The sequence below is a fragment of the Pseudomonas sp. SMV71 genome (assembly GCF_052042015.1).
GTDB lineage: Bacteria > Pseudomonadota > Gammaproteobacteria > Pseudomonadales > Pseudomonadaceae > Aquipseudomonas.
In genome coordinates, this window is sequence record NZ_JBKGGU010000004.1 from 141184 (window position 1) to 160591 (window position 19408).

A 19408-nucleotide genomic window follows, 5' to 3' on the forward strand; every position below is an offset into this window, starting at 1 on the left:
ACGTCCGGTTATACGTAGCCGCCTAACTATTTGTTTGACATTCGCTGCCTAAGCAGTAATATCTCGACATACATTCACTGCCTAGGCAGCAAACGGTGTCCAGATGAAGCATTTCACCCCAGACGAATTCCACAATTGCCATCTCGGCATGCTGCTCGGCCGCGCTGCGCTGCTTAAAGACCGGATCATCGACACCCACATGGAACCTGTCGGCATCACCGCCGCGCAGTTCAAGGTGCTGATCATCATGGCCCAGCACGGCATCGACACCCCGGCCGAGTTGTGTCGCTACCTGTCCTTGGACAGTGGCTCGATGACCCGGATGCTCGATCGCCTGGAGCAGAAGGGCTTCCTGGCCCGTCAGCGCTCGGTGGATGACCGTCGGCAAGTGTTGCTGGTGTTGACCGACGCCGGTCAGGCCCTGGCGGATCGCCTGCCGGTGATCGGCGCCGCTGCGATGAACCAACTGGCCAGCGCCATCAGCCGCGAGGAATTGCAAACCCTCGAACAGATTCTCAAGAAAATACTGCTCGCTGCCGGCGATCCCATCACCGTGCTGCGACTGGGGGAAAAATGAAGCGTAGAACCTTGCGTAGTGGCTTGAGCCTGGTGCTGCTGGCCATGAGCCTGGCCGGTTGTGCCAGTTACAGCGGCTTGAAGACCGAAGGCGTCAGCCTCGAAGCCCAGAGTCTCAAGGTCGGGCAATCACTGAACGGCGTGACCCTGTCGCCGGCCTCATGGCCGAAAAGCGACTGGTGGAAAAGCCTCGGTGACCCGCAGCTCGACGGTCTGATCCGCGAGGCCCTGCGCGACAGCCCGGACATGCAAATCGCCAGCGCCCGTGTGCATCAGGCCAGCGCCGCCGCCTATGCGGCCAACGCTGCGCGCATGCCGACACTGGATGCCAGCGGCAGCGTCAGTCGTTCGCGGCTGGCCCGCGATCAGGACCCGGCGGGGCAGGGTGGCGCCTACAGCACCCTGCGTTCGCTGAGCGTGGACCTCAATTACAACTTCGACCTCTGGGGTGGTCAGCGCGCTGCCTGGGAAGCCGCTCTCGGTCAGGCTCGCGCCGCTGAAATCGACCGCCAGGCCGCGCAATTGACCCTGGCCGCCGACGTGGCCCGGGCCTACAGCGACCTCGGCCAGGCCCACATTATTTATGACTTGGCCGCCGAAGACCTCAAGCGCACCCGGCAGATGCTCGACTTGAGCAAGCGCCGCCTCAGCGCCGGGATCGACAGCGAGTACCAGTTCCAGCAGACCGAAAGCCTGGAAGCCAGCGCCGACGCCACCCGTATCGATGCGGAAAAACGCCTGCAGAGTGCCAAGATTGCCCTGGCGGTATTGCTGGGCAAGGGGCCGGATCGTGGCAATGAAATCGCCCGACCCAATGTGCTCAAGTCCAGCGCGGTGGCCTTGCCCTCGAACCTGCCGGCGGAGCTGTTGGGCCGTCGTCCGGACCTGGTCGCGGCGCGCTGGCGGGTCGAGGCGGCGGGCAAGAACATCGAAGCCGGCAAGACCAACTTCTACCCCAACCTCAATCTGAGCGCGGCGGCGGGCGTGCAGTCGTTGCTGGGCGACGCGATGTTCGGTTCGGCCAGCCGCTTCTTCAATGTGGCGCCGACGGTCTCGCTGCCGATCTTCGATGGCGGACGCCTGCGCGCCGACCTGGATGCCCGGGATGCCGATTACGACCTGGCGGTGGCGCAATACAACAAGAGCCTGGTCAAGGCGTTGGGGGATGTCAGCGACACCATCAACCAGTTGCGTGATATCGCCCGGCAGATCGGCGCCCAGCAGCACGCCACTGATATTGCACAGAGTTCCTACGACACCGTGGTCCAGCGCTACGGCTCGGGCATCGGTAACTACCTGGACGTGCTGAGCATCGAGCAGCAACTGCTCCAGGCCCAGCGCCAACTGGCGAACCTGAATGCCGAGCAGATCGATCTGTCGATCCAGCTGATGCAGGCCCTTGGCGGCGGTTTCGATGCTCAGGCGTTGGCTTTGGCCGCGCCGGCCTCCACCACGCCGAACAACTGATTCGAGGTATTTGTCATGGCCACTGCCCAAACTACGCAATCTTCCGAAACCCCGCAGGACAGCAACAACCCGCGCAAGCGCAAGGTGATGCTGCTGGTGCTGGCGGTCATCGTCATTCTCGGCGCCCTGGCTGTCTGGGGCTGGCATGAATTGTATGGCCGCTGGAATGAAAGCACCGACGATGCCTATGTGAATGGCAACGTGGTGGAAATCACGCCGCAAGTTACCGGCACCGTGGTGAGCATCGGCGCAGACGACGGCGACCTGGTGCGTGAAGGCCAGGTGCTGGTGCAGTTCGATCCGAACGACGCCGAAGTCGGGCTGCAGAGCGCTCAGGCCAATCTGGCGCGGACCGTGCGCCAGGTGCGTGGCTTATATAGCAATGTCGACGGCATGCGGGCCCAGGTCAATGCCCAGGAGGCCGAAGTGCAGAAGGCCCAGGAAAACTACAACCGGCGTAAGAACCTGGCCGCCGGCGGAGCGATTTCCCAGGAAGAACTCTCCCATGCCCGGGATGACCTGACCTCGGCGCAGAACGCCCTGGCCAACGCTCGGCAACAGCTCAAGACCACCAGCGCCTTGGTCGATGACACGGTGGTGTCGTCTCATCCGGATGTGCAATCGGCCGCCGCGCAATTGCGTCAGGCCTACCTGGCCAACGCCCGTAGCACCTTGATCGCGCCGGTCTCCGGTTACGTCGCCAAGCGCACCGTGCAACTGGGCCAGCGAGTGCAGCCGGGCACGGCGTTGATGGCGGTGATTCCGCTGGACCAGTTGTGGATCGACGCCAACTTCAAGGAAACCCAGTTGCGCGACATGCGCATCGGTCAACCGGTGGACATCGAGGCTGACTTGTACGGTGGCGATGTGAAGTACAGCGGCACCATCGACAGCCTTGGCGCCGGGACGGGCAGTGCGTTCGCGCTGCTGCCGGCGCAGAACGCTACCGGTAACTGGATCAAGATCGTCCAGCGGGTGCCAGTGCGCATTCATGTCAATGCCGAAGAGCTGGCCCGGCACCCGTTGCGCGTCGGTCTGTCGACCCAGGTCAACGTCGACCTGCACGACCAGAGCGGCCCGGTCCTGGCGCAGCAACCGCCGCAGAAAGCCACGTTCAGCACCCAGGTCTACGACCGCCAACTGGCCGACGCCGATGCGATGATCACCCGGCTGATCCATGAGAACAGCGCTGCCGCCAGCAAGACTGCACAGCGTTAGTCATTCATGGGCTCGCTCCCACACCACAGTTCATTCAAAGGAAACACTGAACCTGTGGCGAGGGAGCTTGCTCCCGCTTGAGTGCGAAGCGCTCACAAAAAAAGGGCTGCTGCGCAGCCAGCGGGAGCAAGCTCCCTCGCCACATGACTCCAACAGCCTTGAGTGAACTGCTGTGTGCTCCCACAGGTTTTGTGTTTTTGAGCTGGACGACTCCGCCACCTTCGCTTCATAGGATTTCGCAATGAGCAATAACGCGTCCTTCACGCCGCCCAGCCTGTTGCTCAGCACCATCGGGCTGTCGCTGGCGACGTTCATGCAGGTGCTCGACACCACGATTGCCAACGTCGCCTTGCCGACCATCTCCGGTAACCTGGGGGTCAGTTCGGAGCAGGGCACTTGGGTGATTACCTCGTTTGCGGTGAGCAACGCCATCGCGCTGCCCTTGACCGGTTGGTTGAGCCGGCGGTTCGGCGAGGTGAAGCTGTTCCTGTGGGCGACGATGCTGTTCGTGCTCGCTTCGTTCTTGTGCGGCATCTCCACTTCGATGCCCGAGCTGATCGGTTTTCGGGTGCTCCAGGGTCTGGTGGCCGGGCCTTTGTACCCGATGACCCAGACCTTGCTGATCGCCGTGTATCCGCCGGCCAGGCGCGGCATGGCCCTGGCGTTGCTGGCGATGGTCACGGTGGTGGCGCCGATCGCCGGGCCGATCCTCGGTGGCTGGATCACTGACAGTTATAGCTGGCCGTGGATCTTCTTCATCAACGTGCCCATCGGCGTGTTCGCGGTGATGGTGGTGCGCCAGCAGCTCAAGGCACGGCCGGTGGTCACCAGTCGCCAACCGATGGATTACGTCGGTTTGATCACGCTGATCATCGGTGTCGGTGCGCTCCAGGTGATCCTCGACAAAGGCAACGACCTGGACTGGTTCGAATCGAACTTCATCATCATTGGCGCGCTGATTTCGGTGATCGCCCTGGCAGTGTTCGTGATCTGGGAGATGACCGACCGCCATCCGGTGGTGAACCTGCGGCTGTTCGCCTACCGCAACTTTCGCATCGGCACCATTGTGCTGGTGGGTGGCTATGCCGGTTTCTTCGGCATCAACCTGATCCTGCCGCAATGGTTGCAGACCCAGATGGGCTACACCGCCACCTGGGCCGGGCTGGCCGTGGCACCCATCGGGATCCTGCCGGTGCTGATGTCGCCCTTCGTCGGTAAATACGCCCACAAGTTCGACCTGCGCTTGCTGGCCGGGTTGGCGTTCCTGGCGATCGGCCTGAGCTGTTTCATGCGCGCCGGGTTCACCAACGAGGTGGACTTTCAACACATCGCCCTGGTGCAGTTGTTCATGGGCATCGGCGTGGCGCTGTTCTTCATGCCGACCCTGAGCATCCTGATGTCGGACCTGCCGCCCCAGCAGATCGCCGACGGCGCCGGGCTGGCAACGTTCCTGCGGACCCTGGGCGGCAGCTTCGCCGCGTCCCTGACCACCTGGATCTGGATCCGTCGGGCCGACCAGCACCATGCGTACCTGAGTGAAAGCATCAGCACCTATGAGCCGGCGACCCGCGAGGCGCTCAACCAACTCGGCGGCGCCAGCGCACCGGCGTACGCCCAGCTCGACCACGTCCTCACCAGCCAGGCGTACATGCTCTCCACCGTGGATTACTTTACGTTGCTGGGCTGGGCATTCATGGGTTTGATTCTGTTGGTATGGCTGGCGAAGCCGCCGTTTGCGGCGAAGGCAGGGCCGGAGGCGAGCGGGCACTGAATCGAGCATGAAATGCAATCCCCTGTGGGAGCGGGCTTGCTCGCGAAGGCGGTGTGTCATTCGACATTTTGGGCGACTGTCACACCGCTTTCGCGAGCAAGCCCGCTCCCACAGAGGAGGCGTATGCTTCAATTACTCGGTAATGCCAGTTGCGAATTGCCAAACCCGAACGGCGCCAACGCAAACCCTTGCTCATCCACCTGTAACGCCCATCCCTGCTTGTCCCAATCCCCCAACACGATGCGTCGGGCGGCGTGGTCGCCCAGTTGCAGCTTGTGGATGGCGGGACGATGGGTGTGCCCATGGATCAGGGTCTTCACGCCATATTCGCGCATGACCCGCGGTACTTCTTCCGGGGTGACGTCGACGATGTCGTTGGCTTTCATCCGCGTCTGCGCACGGCTTTCACTGCGCAGCTTGCGCGCCAGTTTCTGGCGAGTGCCCAGCGGCAGGTGGCGCAGGATGAACAGCGTGATCGGGTTGCGCAGCCAGCGGCGCAGCTTCATGTAGTCTTCGTCGCGGGTGCAGAGACTGTCGCCGTGCATCAGCAGCACCGGCTCGCTGTTCAATTGCACGACACTCGGGTCCTTGAGCAGGGTGCAGCCGGCCGCCTTGCAGAAGGCCTGCCCCAGCATGAAGTCGCGGTTGCCGTGCATCAGGAAAATCGCCGTGCCGCTGTCGCTCAATTCGCGCAGGGCCTGGCAGATGGAACGCTGGAATGGGGTCATGGCATCGTCGCCGATCCAGGCTTCGAAGAAATCGCCCAGGATGTACAACGCCTGCGCCGAACGGGCGCGTGTCGCGAGTAAATCCAGAAACGCCCGGGTGATGTCCGGGCGTTCCTCTTCCAGATGCAAATCTGAAATCAGCAGTATCACTCAATGATCTCGGCTTTCTCGATGATCACGTCTTCTGCCGGAACGTCCTGGTGGCCGGCCTTGGAGGTGGTGGACACGCCTTTGATCTTGTCGACGACGTCGCTGCCTTCGATCACTTCACCGAATACGGCATAACCCCAGCCTTGGGTGTTCTTGGCGCTGTGGTTGAGGAAGCTGTTGTCGGCCACGTTGATGAAGAACTGGGCGGAGGCCGAATGTGGATCCATGGTACGGGCCATGGCGACGCTGTACTTCTTGTTCGACAGGCCGTTGTCGGCCTCGTTCTGAATGCCGGCACGGGTTTTCTTCTGGCTCATGCCCGGTTCGAAGCCGCCACCCTGGATCATGAAATTACCGATGACGCGGTGGAAGATGGTGTTGTCGTAGTGGCCTTCCTTCACGTACTGAATGAAGTTCTCGACCGTCTTCGGCGCTTTCTCGGCGTTCAGTTGCAGAACGATGTCGCCGTGGTTGGTGGTCAGTTTGACTTTGCTCATGGTCGGTACTCTTTCAAGGAATTCGTGGGTTTCGGGGCGTTGATGCCCGCAACCGATCTGGCTGCAAACGGCCAGGTTGGGCAGTTTAGCGTGCCACGCCTGAATTTCGAGGCTGTTTTTCATCGGGTCGTCGATTAAATTCAATCCTTTACCCGCCTGGCCTGTCAGCCGCTTGACAGCATCGGCTATGATACGGGCTTTGATTTATCAGGCCGCACCCGGCCGCGTACTTGTCTGTTCAAGGATCCTATGAGCAAGCCCACTGTCGACCCTACCTCGAATTCCAAGACCGGCCCGGCCGTGCCGGTCAATTTCCTGCGCCCGATTATCCAGGCGGACCTGGACTCGGGTAAGCACACACAGATCGTCACTCGCTTTCCTCCTGAGCCCAACGGCTACCTGCACATCGGCCACGCCAAGTCGATCTGTGTGAACTTCGGCCTGGCCGAGGAGTTCGGTGGCGTCACGCACCTGCGTTTCGACGACACCAACCCGGCCAAGGAAGACCAGGAATACATCGACGCGATCGAAAGCGACGTCAAGTGGCTGGGTTTCCAGTGGTCCGGTGAAGTGCGCTACGCCTCGCAGTATTTCGACCAACTGCACGACTGGGCGGTGGAGTTGATCAAGGCGGGCAAGGCCTATGTCTGCGACCTGACCCCCGAGCAGGCCAAGGAATATCGCGGCAGCCTGACCGAGCCAGGTCGGAACAGCCCGTTCCGTGACCGCAGCGTCGAGGAAAACCTGGACCTGTTCGCCCGCATGCGCGCCGGTGAATTCCCGGACGGCGCACGCGTGCTGCGGGCCAAGATCGACATGGCTTCGCCGAACATGAACCTGCGCGACCCGATCATGTACCGCATCCGCCACGCTCATCACCACCAGACCGGTGACAAGTGGTGCATCTACCCCAACTACGATTTCACCCACGGCCAGTCGGACGCCATCGAGGGCATCACCCACTCGATCTGCACCCTGGAATTCGAAAGCCACCGTCCGTTGTACGAGTGGTTCCTGGAGCACCTGCCGGTGCCGGCCCACCCGCGCCAGTACGAATTCAGCCGCCTGAACCTGAACTACACCATCACCAGCAAGCGCAAGCTCAAGCAGCTGGTGGACGATAAGCACGTCAACGGCTGGGACGATCCGCGCATGTCGACGCTGTCGGGCTTCCGTCGCCGTGGCTACACGCCGAAATCGATCCGCAATTTCTGCGAGATGGTCGGCACCAACCGTTCAGACGGCGTGGTGGACTTCGGCATGCTGGAATTCAGCATCCGTGACGACCTGGACCAGAGCGCCCCGCGTGCGATGTGCGTGCTGCGCCCGCTGAAAGTGGTCATCACCAATTACCCGGAAGGCCAGGTCGAAAACCTGGAGCTGCCGCGTCACCCGAAGGAAGACATGGGCGTGCGCGTCCTGCCGTTCGCCCGGGAAATCTACATCGACCGCGACGACTTCATGGAAGAGCCGCCAAAGGGCTACAAGCGCCTGGAGCCTGCCGGTGAAGTGCGCCTGCGCGGCAGCTACGTGATCCGCGCCGACGAAGCGATCAAGGACGCCGATGGCAACATCGTCGAGCTGCGTTGCTCCTATGACCCCGACACCCTGGGCAAGAACCCGGAAGGTCGCAAGGTCAAGGGCGTGATCCACTGGGTGCCGGCCGCCGCCAGCGTCGAGTGCGAAGTGCGCCTGTACGACCGCCTGTTCCGTTCGCCGAACCCGGAGAAGGCCGAAGACAGCGCCAGCTTCCTGGACAACATCAACCCTGACTCCCTGCAAGTCCTCACTGGTTGTCGTGCCGAGCCTTCGTTGGGCAACGCACAGCCGGAAGACCGTTTCCAGTTCGAGCGCGAAGGTTACTTCTGCGCGGATATCAAGGACTCGAAGCCCGGTGCTCCGGTATTCAACCGTACCGTGACCTTGCGTGATTCCTGGGGTCAATGATCAAGTCTTAAGGGAAACCCTGTGCTTACGATCTACAACACGCTCACCAAGAGCAAAGAAGTCTTCAAGCCGCTCGATGGCAACAAAGTGCGCATGTACGTGTGCGGCATGACCGTGTACGACTACTGCCACATCGGCCATGGCCGCAGCATGGTCGCCTTCGACCTGGTGACCCGCTGGTTGCGTTTCAGCGGGTATGACCTGACCTATGTGCGCAACATCACCGACATCGAAGACAAAATCATCAACCGCGCCCGCGAAAACGGCGAGCCTTACGATGCGCTGACCGAGCGCATGATCGAGGCCATGCATGAGGACGAGGCGCGCCTCAATATCCTCAAGCCGGACCTGGAGCCGCGTGCCACGGACCACATTCCGGGCATGCTGGCGATGATCCAGACTCTGATCGACAAGGGTTATGCCTACGCCCCGGGCAATGGCGACGTGTACTACCGCGTCGCCAGGTTCATGGGCTACGGCAAGCTGTCGCGCAAGAAGATCGAAGACCTGCGCATCGGCGCGCGTATCGAAGTCGACGAGTCGAAACAGGACCCGCTGGATTTCGTGCTCTGGAAAGCTGCCAAGCCGGGCGAGCCGAGCTGGGATTCGCCATGGGGCAAGGGCCGTCCGGGCTGGCACATCGAATGCTCGGTGATGTCCACCTGCTGCCTGGGCGAAACCTTCGACATTCATGGCGGCGGCAGCGACCTGGAGTTTCCGCACCACGAAAACGAAATCGCCCAGAGCGAAGCGGCCACCGGCAAGACCTACGCCAACGCGTGGATGCACTGCGGCATGATCCGGATCAACGGCGAGAAGATGTCCAAGTCCTTGAACAACTTCTTCACCATCCGCGATGTGCTGGAGAAGTATCACCCGGAAGTCATTCGTTACCTGCTGGTGTCGAGCCACTATCGCAGCGCGATCAACTATTCGGAAGATAACCTCAAGGACGCCAAGGGTGCCCTGGAGCGTTTCTACCACGCATTGAAGGGCCTGCCGACTGTGCCGGCCGCCGGTGGCGAAGCGTTCGTGGCGCGGTTCACCGAAGTGATGAACGACGACTTCGGCACGCCGGAAGCCTGTGCGGTGCTGTTCGAGATGGTGCGCGAGATCAACCGCCTGCGTGAGAGCGATCTCAATGCGGCAGCGGGTCTGGCCGCGCGCCTGAAGGAACTGGCCAGTGTGCTGGGTGTGTTGCAGCTTGAGGCCGATGAGTTCCTGCAAGCCGGTGCCGAAGGACGGGTAGATGCCGCTGAGGTCGAAGCCTTGATCCAGGCGCGCCTGAGCGCACGGGCGAACAAGGACTGGGCCGAATCCGACCGCATCCGCGACCAGCTCACCGCCATGGGCGTAGTGCTGGAAGACGGCAAGGGCGCAACGACCTGGCGGTTGGCAGACTGAGTCCGGCACCGCCCGCCACCTTGTGGGAGCGGGCTTGCTCGCGAAAGCGTCAGATCAGTCAACACATTAGTTGAATGCTAAGCCGCTATTGCGAGCAGGCTCGCTCCCACAGAGGTCGGTGGTGAGCGTCGATTCTGGGGCCAACCCGGGACAATGTGGGAGCGAGCCTGCTCGCGATGGGGTCAGATCAGTCAACATCATTCGTTGAATGCTGAACCGCTATCGCGAGCAAGCTCGCTCCCACAGTTTTTTGTGTTCAGCCTGCCGATCCCTCTTTTATGAGCTAGTACTGTCAGGTCGATTCGACGTTCTCACTGGCAGGTGTCTTCCATGTTGGCTCACTGGTCTCTCGCAGCAATCCATCTCCTGGTCTTCGCCCTCGGCTTCTGGGCGGTGCTCACCCGCGGCACGGCGCTACGACGCCTGGCGGGTGGCGCGGATGCGGTGCGTAACGTGTTGATGGCGGATAACGTGTGGGGCCTGTCGGCGCTGGTGTTACTGATAACCGGTGGGATGCGGGCGTTTGGTGGGTTCGAAAAAGGCTCGGACTATTACCTGCACCAGCCATTGTTCCACCTGAAGATGACTGTGCTTTTGCTGATCCTGCTGCTTGAGATTGTCCCAATGATCGCCTTGATCCAATGGCGGATGGCGCGGGGCAAGGGGCAGGCGATCGATTCTTCGAAAGCCGGCCGCTTTGCACGGATCAGCCATATCGAAGCCTTGCTGCTGCTCTTGATGATGGTCGCGGCCACGGGCATGGCTCGCGGCATCACCCTGGGCTGACCGGACGCAAACGCCTGCTTCGTCGCCATTAAAACGAAATGTCTGACAGCCATGCTTTGAGCCATGCCATTAGTATCGGTATGCGGGCTGGACGAAAGCAGAAGGCGGGGGAGAGCGGGGATGAGCGGGGTGAGACGCGGTCAACCGGAATCTTTAGCCAGCCATTGCGACGATGCAAACGGGCTGGCTACGGACTGCTGCAAGGCTCAGGATTGCGGTTTGTCGGGGGCGGTAAGGCCGGCCTGGATCCGCTGATAAATCTCTTCGCGATGCACTGCAACGTTTTTCGGGGCGTTGATGCCGATCCGGACTTGTTGGCCGCTAACGCCCAGAATGGTGATCGTGATGTCGTCACCAATGTTTATGCTTTCACCGACTTTGCGGGTGAGTATCAGCATGGTGTTCTCCTTGATTGCTTTATAGGGCACCTGATTGACAGTGCAGATGTCGGTACTGCTTATAGATTAGTGCTAAGTGTCACAATGTGGGTGCCTCTTTCTGACGTGCAGACGCAGCATTAATTCCCAGGGTGCGACTATACAGAGACGCCGGGCAGGATTCTCGTGTTTTGAACGCTGTTTGCGGGGTTGTTGTCGGGCGTGGGTGCTAAAATCCCCGGCTCATGTCTTCCAGGGGAAACGTTGTGCGCAAATTGGCTTGGGTTATCGCGGTGTTGGCGCTGGCAGGGTGCGGTGAAGGGCGGGATGTACAGGCACCGAAACCCAAGCCCGCTGCGGCCTCCGCACCGACCGCCGCTGCCGCGCCGCAGTGGGCTGTCGAAGTTCGGGGCGAGACGCCGCAGGCGGTCAGCGACCTGACCGGCTGGCTCATCGAGCACAGTTTCATGTCGAACGTCTTCAAGGAAAACGGCAAGGATCGGGTCCTGGTCGGCCCATTCAGCTCCAAGGCCGACGCTGAAGCAGGTCAGGAGAAGATTACCGCTGCCCTGGTCCGGGCCAAGAAACGCAATATCGAGACACTGGTGGTGGATTACCCGACGGCCCAATGATCGGGCAGCACCCCATCCACTGTGGGAGCGAGCTTGCTCGCGATAGCGTCGGGTCAGTCAGCATTGATATTGGCTGATACACCGCCATCGCGAGCAAGCTCGCTCCCACAGCCGATTGTGTTTTCACTTAGGTGAGATCAACCGCAGGCCTTCATATCCACCGGCCCCACGAACTCATTCCCGCGCCCCATGACACACGCCACGCTCTGGTTGCGTTGGCGCTCCCAGCTCTCCACCGGGTAGGTCTTGTCCCACGCTTCATACAGGCGCCGGTCCTGTTTCGACAGGCGCAGGCCGTATTGCTTGCTCATGTAGAAATACGTGCGGGCGATCATTCCTCGGATCGAAGGGCGGGGCATGACCTTCTTGGCCTTGAAATCCACCTGGGTCAGGCAGGAACCGTACTGACCTTTCTGTTCCGGCAGCCAGCCGAAACTGAAATTGCTGCGGTCGCCGTTTACCTCGCCGATGCTCGGCACCAAGTTGTGCAGATCGGCCTCGGCCCGTTGATAGACCGGGTCATGGCGGGTGCAATTCTTGCGACCACCTTGTTGCCAGCATTGACGCTGGTGGCCGATCTCCCACGCCGGGACGATATGTTCCCACTCGATCCGCGCGGCACGGCTGGGGTTTTTCCGTGGGACATACCCGCAGGCCGCCAGGTTGACCCGATTGCCGGTGTATTTGCAGCCGCAGTAAAACTCGGTGGATTGCGGCGCGTAGAGCTTCCAGGCGACTTTCTTGGCTTCATTGAAGGTGCGCGGGGCCCCGGCCTGTGCGCCCATGGCGACGAACACAAGCAATAACGCTAAACAGCGAACACTCATCTGACTCAATCTTCCTTCGGCACTACCCAGAAAACCTGCACACCACCATCGTCGCGATAGGCGAGGGTCACGTTGTCGTTCTCGTCGATTTCTTCCAGGAGACGTTCCCACTCATCCACCGGCTCGTCGGGCAGGCGGAAGATCAGGGCGGCCTTGGCTTTTTGCGCGGTGGGGGCGTTGATGATTTTCGAAACCCGCAGGCCAAGTCGCGTATAGGAATCCAAGGGGGTAGTTGCAGCGGAGGGCGTTGCCACAGGATTTTCCTTATTAAGCTGTACGTGCATACAGTATTTAACCGTAGGCGTTTACGCAACTACTTAAAATTCAAGAAAATCGTCTGACAGCACTTTTTTCGTTTTGGTGTAGGAGAAAGGAATTTTTTATCGGCTTGCGTCAACAGATGGCAGCCGTTCAGGGGAGCGAAGCTATTGATTGATTTCAGCGGGCGCTAAAGAAATTGTTTCGGCGGGCGATGTCCTTAACTAGGAATCCCCCTTCATGGAGTTTTGATATGTCGTTTTCCATCGGCTTTCCCAATGCGGCAGCGGTGACCATCGGCGGAAAATCCGCAGCCACCCTGAAAGCTTTGAGCGAGGCAGAAGCCCAGGCCGCCGATGAGGCCCAGGGTACAACGCAAGCCTCGGGCAAGGTCCGCACGGGCATGGGCGCTGGCGCTGAAGCAACCGACCAGGCGCAGGAGGCCGGTAGCACCCAGAGCGTGGCTGTCCAAGTGCTGCTCAAGCGGATGCAAGAGCTTCAGCAGCAGCTCAGGGAGCAGCAACAGCAACTGGCCGCTGCAGAAGCGCGCGACTATGCAACGGAAGAAGCCAAGGCTTCGGCGGTCATGGCCATCCAAGGGCAGATCGCCGACACCAGTGGCGCTTTGCTGGAAGTCACCGGTCGCCTGGTCACGGAGCTGGCCAAGGGCGCCGGTTCGGGTTCGGTGGTCAACACGACGGTCTGAACTTCGACGTTGCGGATCAAACCGCAACGTTGACAAATCTGCGAAGCCTTACCATAGTTCATTCCACGCAAACGTTTGCGCGGCGTTCCGTGCGATGATTTGCTCAAAATAATCATAAGATCGGAGTGAACCCATGAAGTTGCCATTCGCTGGACGCCTTCTCGCTGTCGCCATGCTCGCGGCGGCATCCGCTGCACTGCCTGTCTCCTCGGCATTCGCCCAGACTGCTGAAAAACCCAAGGTTGCCCTGGTCATGAAATCCCTGGCCAACGAGTTCTTCCTGACCATGGAAGACGGCGCCAAGGCCTATCAGAAAGAACACTCCGCCGATTTCGACCTGATCTCCAACGGGATCAAGGACGAGACCGACACCGCCAACCAGATCCGCATCGTCGAGCAGATGATCGTGTCCAAGGTCGACGCGCTCATCATCGCTCCCGCCGATTCCAAGGCCATGGTGCCGGTGATCAAAAAAGCCGTAGATGCCGGTATCACCGTGGTCAATATCGACAACCAGCTCGATCCTGCCGTGGTCAAGAGCAAAAATATCAACGTGCCGTTCGTAGGCCCTGACAACCGCAAGGGTGCGCGACTGGTGGGTGAGTACCTGGCCAAGCAGCTCAAGGCCGGTGATGAAGTCGGCATCATCGAGGGCGTGTCCACCACCACCAACGCCCAGGCGCGGACCGCGGGCTTCAAGGATGCAATGGAAGCGGCGCAGATCAAGGTCGTCTCCCTGCAATCCGGCGACTGGGAAATCAACAAGGGCAACCAGGTTGCCGCGTCGATGCTCAGCGAATACCCGAACATCAAGGCGCTGCTGGCCGGTAACGACAGCATGGCGGTCGGTGCCGTATCGGCGGTGCGGGCTGCGGGCAAGGCAGGCAAGGTACAAGTGGTCGGCTACGACAACATCAATGCCATCAAGCCGATGCTCAAGGACGGTCGTGTCCTGGCCACGGCTGACCAGTTTGCCGCCAAGCAGGCGGTATTCGGCATCGAGACCGCGTTGAAAATCCTCAAGAAGGAAAAAGTCGAGATCGGCGACAACGGCGTGATCGAAACTCCAGTCGAGCTGGTGACCAAGCAGTAATCCTGGCGACACAACGGTGCTCGCCCACTCGGGCGAGCGCATGGAGAGTTTTTTTATGTCCGTTCGCGACCCGAGCGCTGTGCTGTCTATCAGCGGAATCGGCAAGACCTATGCCCAGCCGGTACTGACCGGCATCGATCTGACGTTGATGCGTGGTGAGGTGCTGGCACTGACCGGCGAAAATGGCGCCGGCAAAAGTACCCTGTCCAAAATCATCGGTGGGTTGGTGACACCGACGACCGGGCAGATGCAGTTCCAAGGCCAGGATTATCGTCCTGGCAGCCGGACCCAGGCTGAAGAACTGGGCGTGCGCATGGTGATGCAGGAGCTCAACCTGCTGCCGACGCTGTCGGTGGCCGAGAACTTGTTTCTCGACAACCTGCCCGGCCGCTGCGGCTGGATCGACCGCAAGCAACTGCGTAAAGCAGCGATCGAAGCCATGGCCCAGGTCGGGCTCGATGCGATTGATCCCGACACCCTGGTCGGCGAGTTGGGTATCGGCCATCAACAGATGGTCGAGATTGCCCGCAACCTGATCGGCGATTGCCATGTGCTGATTCTCGACGAGCCGACCGCCATGTTGACGGCTCGTGAAGTCGAGATGCTGTTCGAGCAGATCACCCGTCTGCAAGCTCGGGGCGTGACGATCATCTACATTTCCCATCGCCTCGAAGAACTGGCACGGGTGGCCCAACGCATCGCGGTGCTGCGTGACGGCAACCTGGTCTGCGTCGAGCCGATGGCCAACTACAACAGCGAGCAACTGGTGACCCTGATGGTCGGCCGCGAGCTGGGCGAGCATATCGACCTGGGCCCACGGCAGATTGGTGCGCCGGCGCTGACCATCAGCGGTCTGAGCCGTTCGGACAAGGTTCGCGATGTGTCCTTCGAAGTGCGCAGTGGCGAGATCTTTGGCATCTCCGGCCTGATCGGGGCAGGGCGTACCGAGCTGATGCGCTTGATTTTCGGCGCCGATGCGGCGGACAGCGGCACCGTGGCGCTCGGCTCGCCGGCCAAGGTCGTGAGTATCCGATCGCCAGCCGATGCGGTGGCCCATGGCATCGCCTTGATTACCGAAGACCGCAAGGGCGAAGGCCTGCTGCTGACCCAGTCCATCGCCGCCAACGTTGCCCTGGGCAACATGCCGGAAATCTCCAGCGCCGGCATCGTCAATGGCAACGAAGAACTGGCCCTGGCGCAGCGGCAAATCAACGCGATGCGGATCCGCAGTTCCAGCCCGACCCAACTGGTCTCCGAGCTGTCGGGCGGTAACCAGCAGAAAGTGGTGATCGGCCGTTGGCTGGAGCGCGACTGCTCGGTGTTGCTGTTCGACGAGCCGACTCGTGGCATCGACGTTGGCGCCAAATTCGACATATATGCGCTGCTGGGCGAATTGACGCGCCAGGGCAAGGCGCTAGTCGTGGTGTCCAGCGACTTGCGCGAGCTGATGTTGATCTGCGACCGGATCGGCGTGCTGTCCGCCGGGCGCCTGATCGATACATTCGAGCGCGACAGCTGGACCCAGGATGACTTGCTTGCCGCCGCATTCGCCGGCTATCAGAAACGTGATGCGTTGCTCAACGAAGCGGCGCCTAGGGAATTTTCATGAAAACCGCATCTGCCGTCGGCAAATCCAGTGGCAACTTCTATGGCCTGGGGACTTACCTGGGCCTGGCCGGCGCCTTGCTGGCGATGATCGCGCTGTTCTCGGCGCTGAGCAGCCATTTCCTGTCCTATGACACCTTCAGCACCCTGGCCAACCAGATTCCGGACCTCATGGTGCTGGCGGTCGGCATGACGTTCATCCTGATCATCGGCGGCATCGACCTGTCGGTGGGATCGGTGCTGGCGCTTGCGGCATCGACCGTCAGCGTGGCCGTGCTCGGCTGGGGCTGGAGCGTCTGGCCGTCGGCGTTGCTCGGCATGGCCGTGGCGGCGCTGGCGGGCACGGTGACCGGGTCGATCACCGTGGCGTGGCGAATTCCTTCGTTCATCGTTTCCCTCGGTGTCCTGGAAATGGCCCGGGGCCTGGCGTACCAGATGACCGGGTCGCGAACCGCTTACATCGGCGACTCGTTCGCCTGGTTGTCCAATCCCATTGCCTTCGGTATTTCGCCTTCGTTCATCATCGCTTTGCTGGTGATTTTCGTTGCCCAGGCTGTGTTGACCCGGACCGTGTTCGGCCGCTACCTGATCGGCATCGGTACCAATGAAGAAGCCGTGCGTCTGGCGGGCATCAACCCGAAGCCCTACAAGATCCTGGTGTTCAGTCTGATGGGCTTGCTCGCCGGTGTGGCGGCGCTGTTCCAGATTTCGCGCCTGGAGGCTGCCGACCCCAACGCCGGTTCGGGGCTTGAACTGCAAGTTATCGCGGCCGTGGTGATTGGCGGCACCAGCTTGATGGGCGGGCGCGGTTCGGTCATCAGCACTTTCTTCGGGGTGTTGATCATCTCGGTGCTGGCGGCGGGCCTGGCGCAGATCGGCGCCACCGAGCCGACCAAGCGCATCATCACCGGTGCGGTGATCGTGGTGGCGGTCGTGCTCGATACCTATCGCAGCCAGCGTGCCAGTCGGCGGGCCTGAGTCATGGCGACGATCAAGGATGTGGCGGCGCTCGCGGGGATTTCCTACACGACTGTGTCCCACGTGGTGAACAAGACCCGACCGGTCAGTGAAGAGGTGCGGCGCAAGGTCGAGGCGGCCATCGAACGCCTGGACTACGTGCCCAGCGCCGTGGCCCGATCACTCAAGGCCAAGACCACCGCGACCATTGGCCTGTTGGTGCCCAACAGTCTCAACCCGTACTTTGCCGAGTTGGCCAGGGGCATCGAGGATTACTGTGAGCGCAACGGTTATTGCGTGATCCTGTGCAATTCCGATGACAACCCGGACAAGCAGCGCAGCTACCTGCGGGTGTTGCTGGAAAAGCGCATCGACGGCCTGATCGTCGCTAGCGCCGGTGGCGACGTCGGCCTCGTCGAGGGTTTGACCGGCGTGCGCACGCCCATGGTGATCGTCGACCGTGGGCTCGACGGGGTTGATGCCGACCTGGTGCGCATCGACCATGAATATGGCGCCTATCTGGCGACTCGGCACCTGCTGGAACTGGGACATCGTGACATCGCCTTCATTGGCGGCCCGGCCGAAACCAGCGTGGCGCAGATGCGCCTGGCCGGTTACTGCCGGGCGTTGAAGGAGGCGGGCATCGAGCTGCCGGTGGAGCGCATGCTTGAAAGCGATTTCACCAGCACCGGCGGTTACCGCGCCGCTGCCCGGTTGCTGGAACGACAGCCGCCCAGCGCGATCTTCGCCGCCAACGACATGATCGGCATCGGTGTGCTGCGCGCCGCCGCCGAGCGTAATGTGCGGGTGCCCAGCGAACTGTCGGTCATCGGGTTCGATGACATTCAAATGAGTCGCTATGTCTATCCGGCGTTGACCACGGTGGGGCAGTCGATCCTGCAGCTCGGCGAAATGGCCGCTGAAGTGTTGCTGCGGCGGATCGCTACGCCCGGGATCGCCACTGACCAGCGGATCGTGACGCCCAGCATTGTCCTGCGTGAGTCGACTGCGCCGCTGTCCGGCGCATTCGCCCAATACCGCTGAACCGAATTGATGAGTAGTGATGTATGCCAGCAAAAGTAGTGGTAATAGGCAGCCTGAACATGGACCTGGTGACCCGCGCGCCGCGGCTGCCCCGTGGCGGCGAAACGCTGATCGGCGAGTCGTTCTGCACCATCCCTGGCGGCAAGGGCGCCAACCAGGCGGTGGCTGCCGCACGCCTCGGCGCCCAGGTGTCTATGGTCGGCTGCGTGGGAGCTGACGCCTACGGCGAGCAATTGCGCGGTGCGTTGTTGACCGAGGGCATCGATTGCCAGGCGGTCAGCGTCGTGGACGGCTCCAGCGGCGTGGCGCTGATCGTGGTCGACGACAACAGCCAGAACGCGATTGTGATCGTGGCCGGGGCCAACGGCGTGTTGACGCCTGAAGTCGTGGACCGTTTCGACGCGGTGCTGCAAAGCGCCGACGTCATCATCTGCCAGCTCGAGGTGCCGGATGCCACCGTTGGCCATGCCCTCAAGCGCGGCCGGGAACTGGGCAAGATCGTCATCCTCAATCCGGCGCCGGCCTCCCATGTCTTGCCGCCGCAATGGTATGGCTATGTCGATTACCTGATCCCTAACGAAAGCGAAGCCGCGATGTTGAGCGGGCTGGCGGTGGACTCGCTGGAAACCGCCGAGGCTGCGGCGACGCACCTGATCGCCGCCGGTGCCGGAAAAGTCATCGTGACCCTGGGTGCCCAGGGCCTGATGTTCGCCAATGGTTCGAGTTTCGAGCATTTCCCGGCTCCGTTGGTCAAGGCGGTGGATACCACGGCGGCGGGCGACACCTTTGTCGGTGGTTTCGCTGCGGCGCTGGCCAATGGCAGAAACGAGGTCGAGGCGATTCGCTTCGGTCAGGTTGCCGCCGCGCTGTCGGTGACTCGGGCCGGCGCACAGCCTTCCATTCCCACGCTATCGGAAGTACAGGCGTTCAAATCATGAAGAAAACCCCGCTGTTGAATGTGGCCCTGTCGCGGCTGATCGCCTCCCTGGGGCATGGTGACAAGGTCGTCATCGGTGACGCCGGCCTGCCGGTGCCGCCCGGGGTCGAGTTGATCGACCTTGCGCTGACCCATGGCATTCCTGACTTTGTCAGCACCCTGAAGGTGGTGCTCAGTGAAATGCAGGTTGAACGCCATGTACTGGCCGAAGAAATCCACGATAAACAGCCGGCGGCCCTGGTGACGCTGGAAGCGCTGAGTGCCGAAGGTGCGCTGGGCGTTCGGGAACTGGTCAGCCATGAACAGTTCAAGATACTCAGCCGGCAGGCACGGGCGATCATTCGTACAGGCGAATGCTCCCCGTACTGCAACATCGTGCTGATCGCTGGAGTTACGTTCTAGATTTATCACCCTGCACAAGGAGTGCG

Annotated in this window: 20 protein-coding genes; 15 read left to right on the forward strand and 5 right to left on the reverse strand. The window is 61.3% G+C overall.

Going from position 1 to position 19408, the window contains the following annotated elements:
- Nucleotides 1–103: 103 nt before the first annotated feature.
- The 4 genes from ACLEJQ_RS05230 to ACLEJQ_RS05245 all read left to right on the forward strand — a co-directional run bounded on the left by ACLEJQ_RS05230 (nt 104) and on the right by ACLEJQ_RS05245 (nt 5032).
- Nucleotides 104–577 (forward strand): MarR family winged helix-turn-helix transcriptional regulator, encoded by a 474-nt coding sequence (locus ACLEJQ_RS05230; protein ID WP_245138170.1) that lies wholly within the window; start codon nt 104–106, stop codon nt 575–577.
- On the forward strand, nt 574–2043 hold the full coding sequence (locus ACLEJQ_RS05235) for an efflux transporter outer membrane subunit (RefSeq protein ID WP_440792821.1): 1470 nt from the start codon (nt 574–576) through the stop codon (nt 2041–2043). The genes ACLEJQ_RS05230 and ACLEJQ_RS05235 overlap by 4 nt, the downstream gene beginning before the upstream one ends.
- A gap of 15 nt (nt 2044–2058) precedes the next feature.
- Nucleotides 2059–3261, forward strand: coding sequence for an efflux RND transporter periplasmic adaptor subunit (locus ACLEJQ_RS05240; RefSeq protein ID WP_440792823.1), 1203 nt, complete (start codon nt 2059–2061; stop codon nt 3259–3261).
- Nucleotides 3262–3502: 241 nt separating this feature from the next.
- A complete protein-coding gene (locus ACLEJQ_RS05245; RefSeq protein ID WP_440792825.1) occupies nt 3503–5032 on the forward strand; it encodes a DHA2 family efflux MFS transporter permease subunit in 1530 nt (509 codons plus the stop codon).
- A gap of 128 nt (nt 5033–5160) precedes the next feature.
- On the opposite strand, the gene lpxH is transcribed toward ACLEJQ_RS05245, so the two are convergent.
- On the reverse strand, nt 5161–5910 hold the full coding sequence (gene lpxH / locus ACLEJQ_RS05250) for a UDP-2,3-diacylglucosamine diphosphatase (RefSeq protein WP_440792827.1): 750 nt from the start codon (nt 5908–5910) through the stop codon (nt 5161–5163).
- Nucleotides 5907–6407: a peptidylprolyl isomerase gene (locus ACLEJQ_RS05255; protein WP_440792829.1), complete on the reverse strand. Its 501-nt coding sequence runs from the start codon at nt 6405–6407 to the stop codon at nt 5907–5909. Before ACLEJQ_RS05255 ends, lpxH begins: the two co-directional genes overlap by 4 nt.
- 249 nt (nt 6408–6656) lie before the next feature.
- Between ACLEJQ_RS05255 and ACLEJQ_RS05260 the strand changes: the two genes are divergently transcribed.
- The 3 genes from ACLEJQ_RS05260 (at nt 6657) to ACLEJQ_RS05270 (ending at nt 10544) form a co-directional block, all read left to right on the forward strand.
- Nucleotides 6657–8354: a glutamine--tRNA ligase/YqeY domain fusion protein gene (locus tag ACLEJQ_RS05260; RefSeq protein WP_440792830.1), complete on the forward strand. Its 1698-nt coding sequence runs from the start codon at nt 6657–6659 to the stop codon at nt 8352–8354.
- A 21-nt stretch (nt 8355–8375) separates the two neighbouring features.
- On the forward strand, nt 8376–9758 hold the full coding sequence (cysS, locus tag ACLEJQ_RS05265; protein WP_440792832.1) for a cysteine--tRNA ligase: 1383 nt from the start codon (nt 8376–8378) through the stop codon (nt 9756–9758).
- 330 nt (nt 9759–10088) lie between these two features.
- Nucleotides 10089–10544, forward strand: a complete 456-nt coding sequence (locus ACLEJQ_RS05270; RefSeq protein WP_440792834.1) for a DUF2214 family protein — start codon at nt 10089–10091, stop codon at nt 10542–10544.
- A gap of 206 nt (nt 10545–10750) precedes the next feature.
- Here ACLEJQ_RS05270 and csrA read toward each other — a convergent pair whose 3' ends face one another.
- Nucleotides 10751–10942, reverse strand: coding sequence for a carbon storage regulator CsrA (gene csrA / locus ACLEJQ_RS05275; protein ID WP_245141876.1), 192 nt, complete (start codon nt 10940–10942; stop codon nt 10751–10753).
- Between the two features lie 245 nt (nt 10943–11187).
- Between csrA and ACLEJQ_RS05280 the strand changes: the two genes are divergently transcribed.
- Nucleotides 11188–11553, forward strand: a complete 366-nt coding sequence (locus ACLEJQ_RS05280) for an SPOR domain-containing protein (protein ID WP_440792836.1) — start codon at nt 11188–11190, stop codon at nt 11551–11553.
- Between the two features lie 137 nt (nt 11554–11690).
- On the opposite strand, the gene ACLEJQ_RS05285 is transcribed toward ACLEJQ_RS05280, so the two are convergent.
- Both ACLEJQ_RS05285 and ACLEJQ_RS05290 read right to left on the reverse strand, forming a co-directional pair.
- Entirely contained in the window at nt 11691–12380 is a 690-nt protein-coding gene (locus ACLEJQ_RS05285) for an endonuclease (RefSeq protein WP_440792838.1), read from the reverse strand.
- 5 nt (nt 12381–12385) lie between these two features.
- Entirely contained in the window at nt 12386–12664 is a 279-nt protein-coding gene (locus tag ACLEJQ_RS05290; RefSeq protein ID WP_440792840.1) for a DUF1654 domain-containing protein, read from the reverse strand.
- A gap of 227 nt (nt 12665–12891) precedes the next feature.
- Between ACLEJQ_RS05290 and ACLEJQ_RS05295 the strand changes: the two genes are divergently transcribed.
- From ACLEJQ_RS05295 to rbsD, 7 genes are all read left to right on the forward strand, one after another.
- Nucleotides 12892–13344, forward strand: a complete 453-nt coding sequence (locus ACLEJQ_RS05295; protein ID WP_440792842.1) for a hypothetical protein — start codon at nt 12892–12894, stop codon at nt 13342–13344.
- 133 nt (nt 13345–13477) lie between these two features.
- On the forward strand, nt 13478–14437 hold the full coding sequence (locus tag ACLEJQ_RS05300; RefSeq protein ID WP_440792844.1) for a sugar ABC transporter substrate-binding protein: 960 nt from the start codon (nt 13478–13480) through the stop codon (nt 14435–14437).
- Between the two features lie 55 nt (nt 14438–14492).
- Nucleotides 14493–16046, forward strand: coding sequence for a sugar ABC transporter ATP-binding protein (locus ACLEJQ_RS05305; protein WP_440792846.1), 1554 nt, complete (start codon nt 14493–14495; stop codon nt 16044–16046).
- Nucleotides 16043–17020: an ABC transporter permease gene (locus tag ACLEJQ_RS05310; RefSeq protein WP_440792848.1), complete on the forward strand. Its 978-nt coding sequence runs from the start codon at nt 16043–16045 to the stop codon at nt 17018–17020. Before ACLEJQ_RS05305 ends, ACLEJQ_RS05310 begins: the two co-directional genes overlap by 4 nt.
- 3 nt (nt 17021–17023) lie before the next feature.
- A complete protein-coding gene (locus ACLEJQ_RS05315) occupies nt 17024–18043 on the forward strand; it encodes a LacI family DNA-binding transcriptional regulator (protein ID WP_440792850.1) in 1020 nt (339 codons plus the stop codon).
- 23 nt (nt 18044–18066) lie between these two features.
- Nucleotides 18067–18981 carry a ribokinase gene (rbsK, locus tag ACLEJQ_RS05320; protein ID WP_440792852.1) on the forward strand — a complete coding sequence of 305 codons (915 nt, stop codon included), beginning with the start codon at nt 18067–18069 and terminating at the stop codon, nt 18979–18981.
- Complete coding sequence (rbsD, locus tag ACLEJQ_RS05325; RefSeq protein WP_440792854.1) at nt 18978–19382, forward strand: D-ribose pyranase; 405 nt, start codon at nt 18978–18980, stop codon at nt 19380–19382. Before rbsK ends, rbsD begins: the two co-directional genes overlap by 4 nt.
- The last annotated feature ends 26 nt before the right edge of the window (nt 19383–19408 follow it).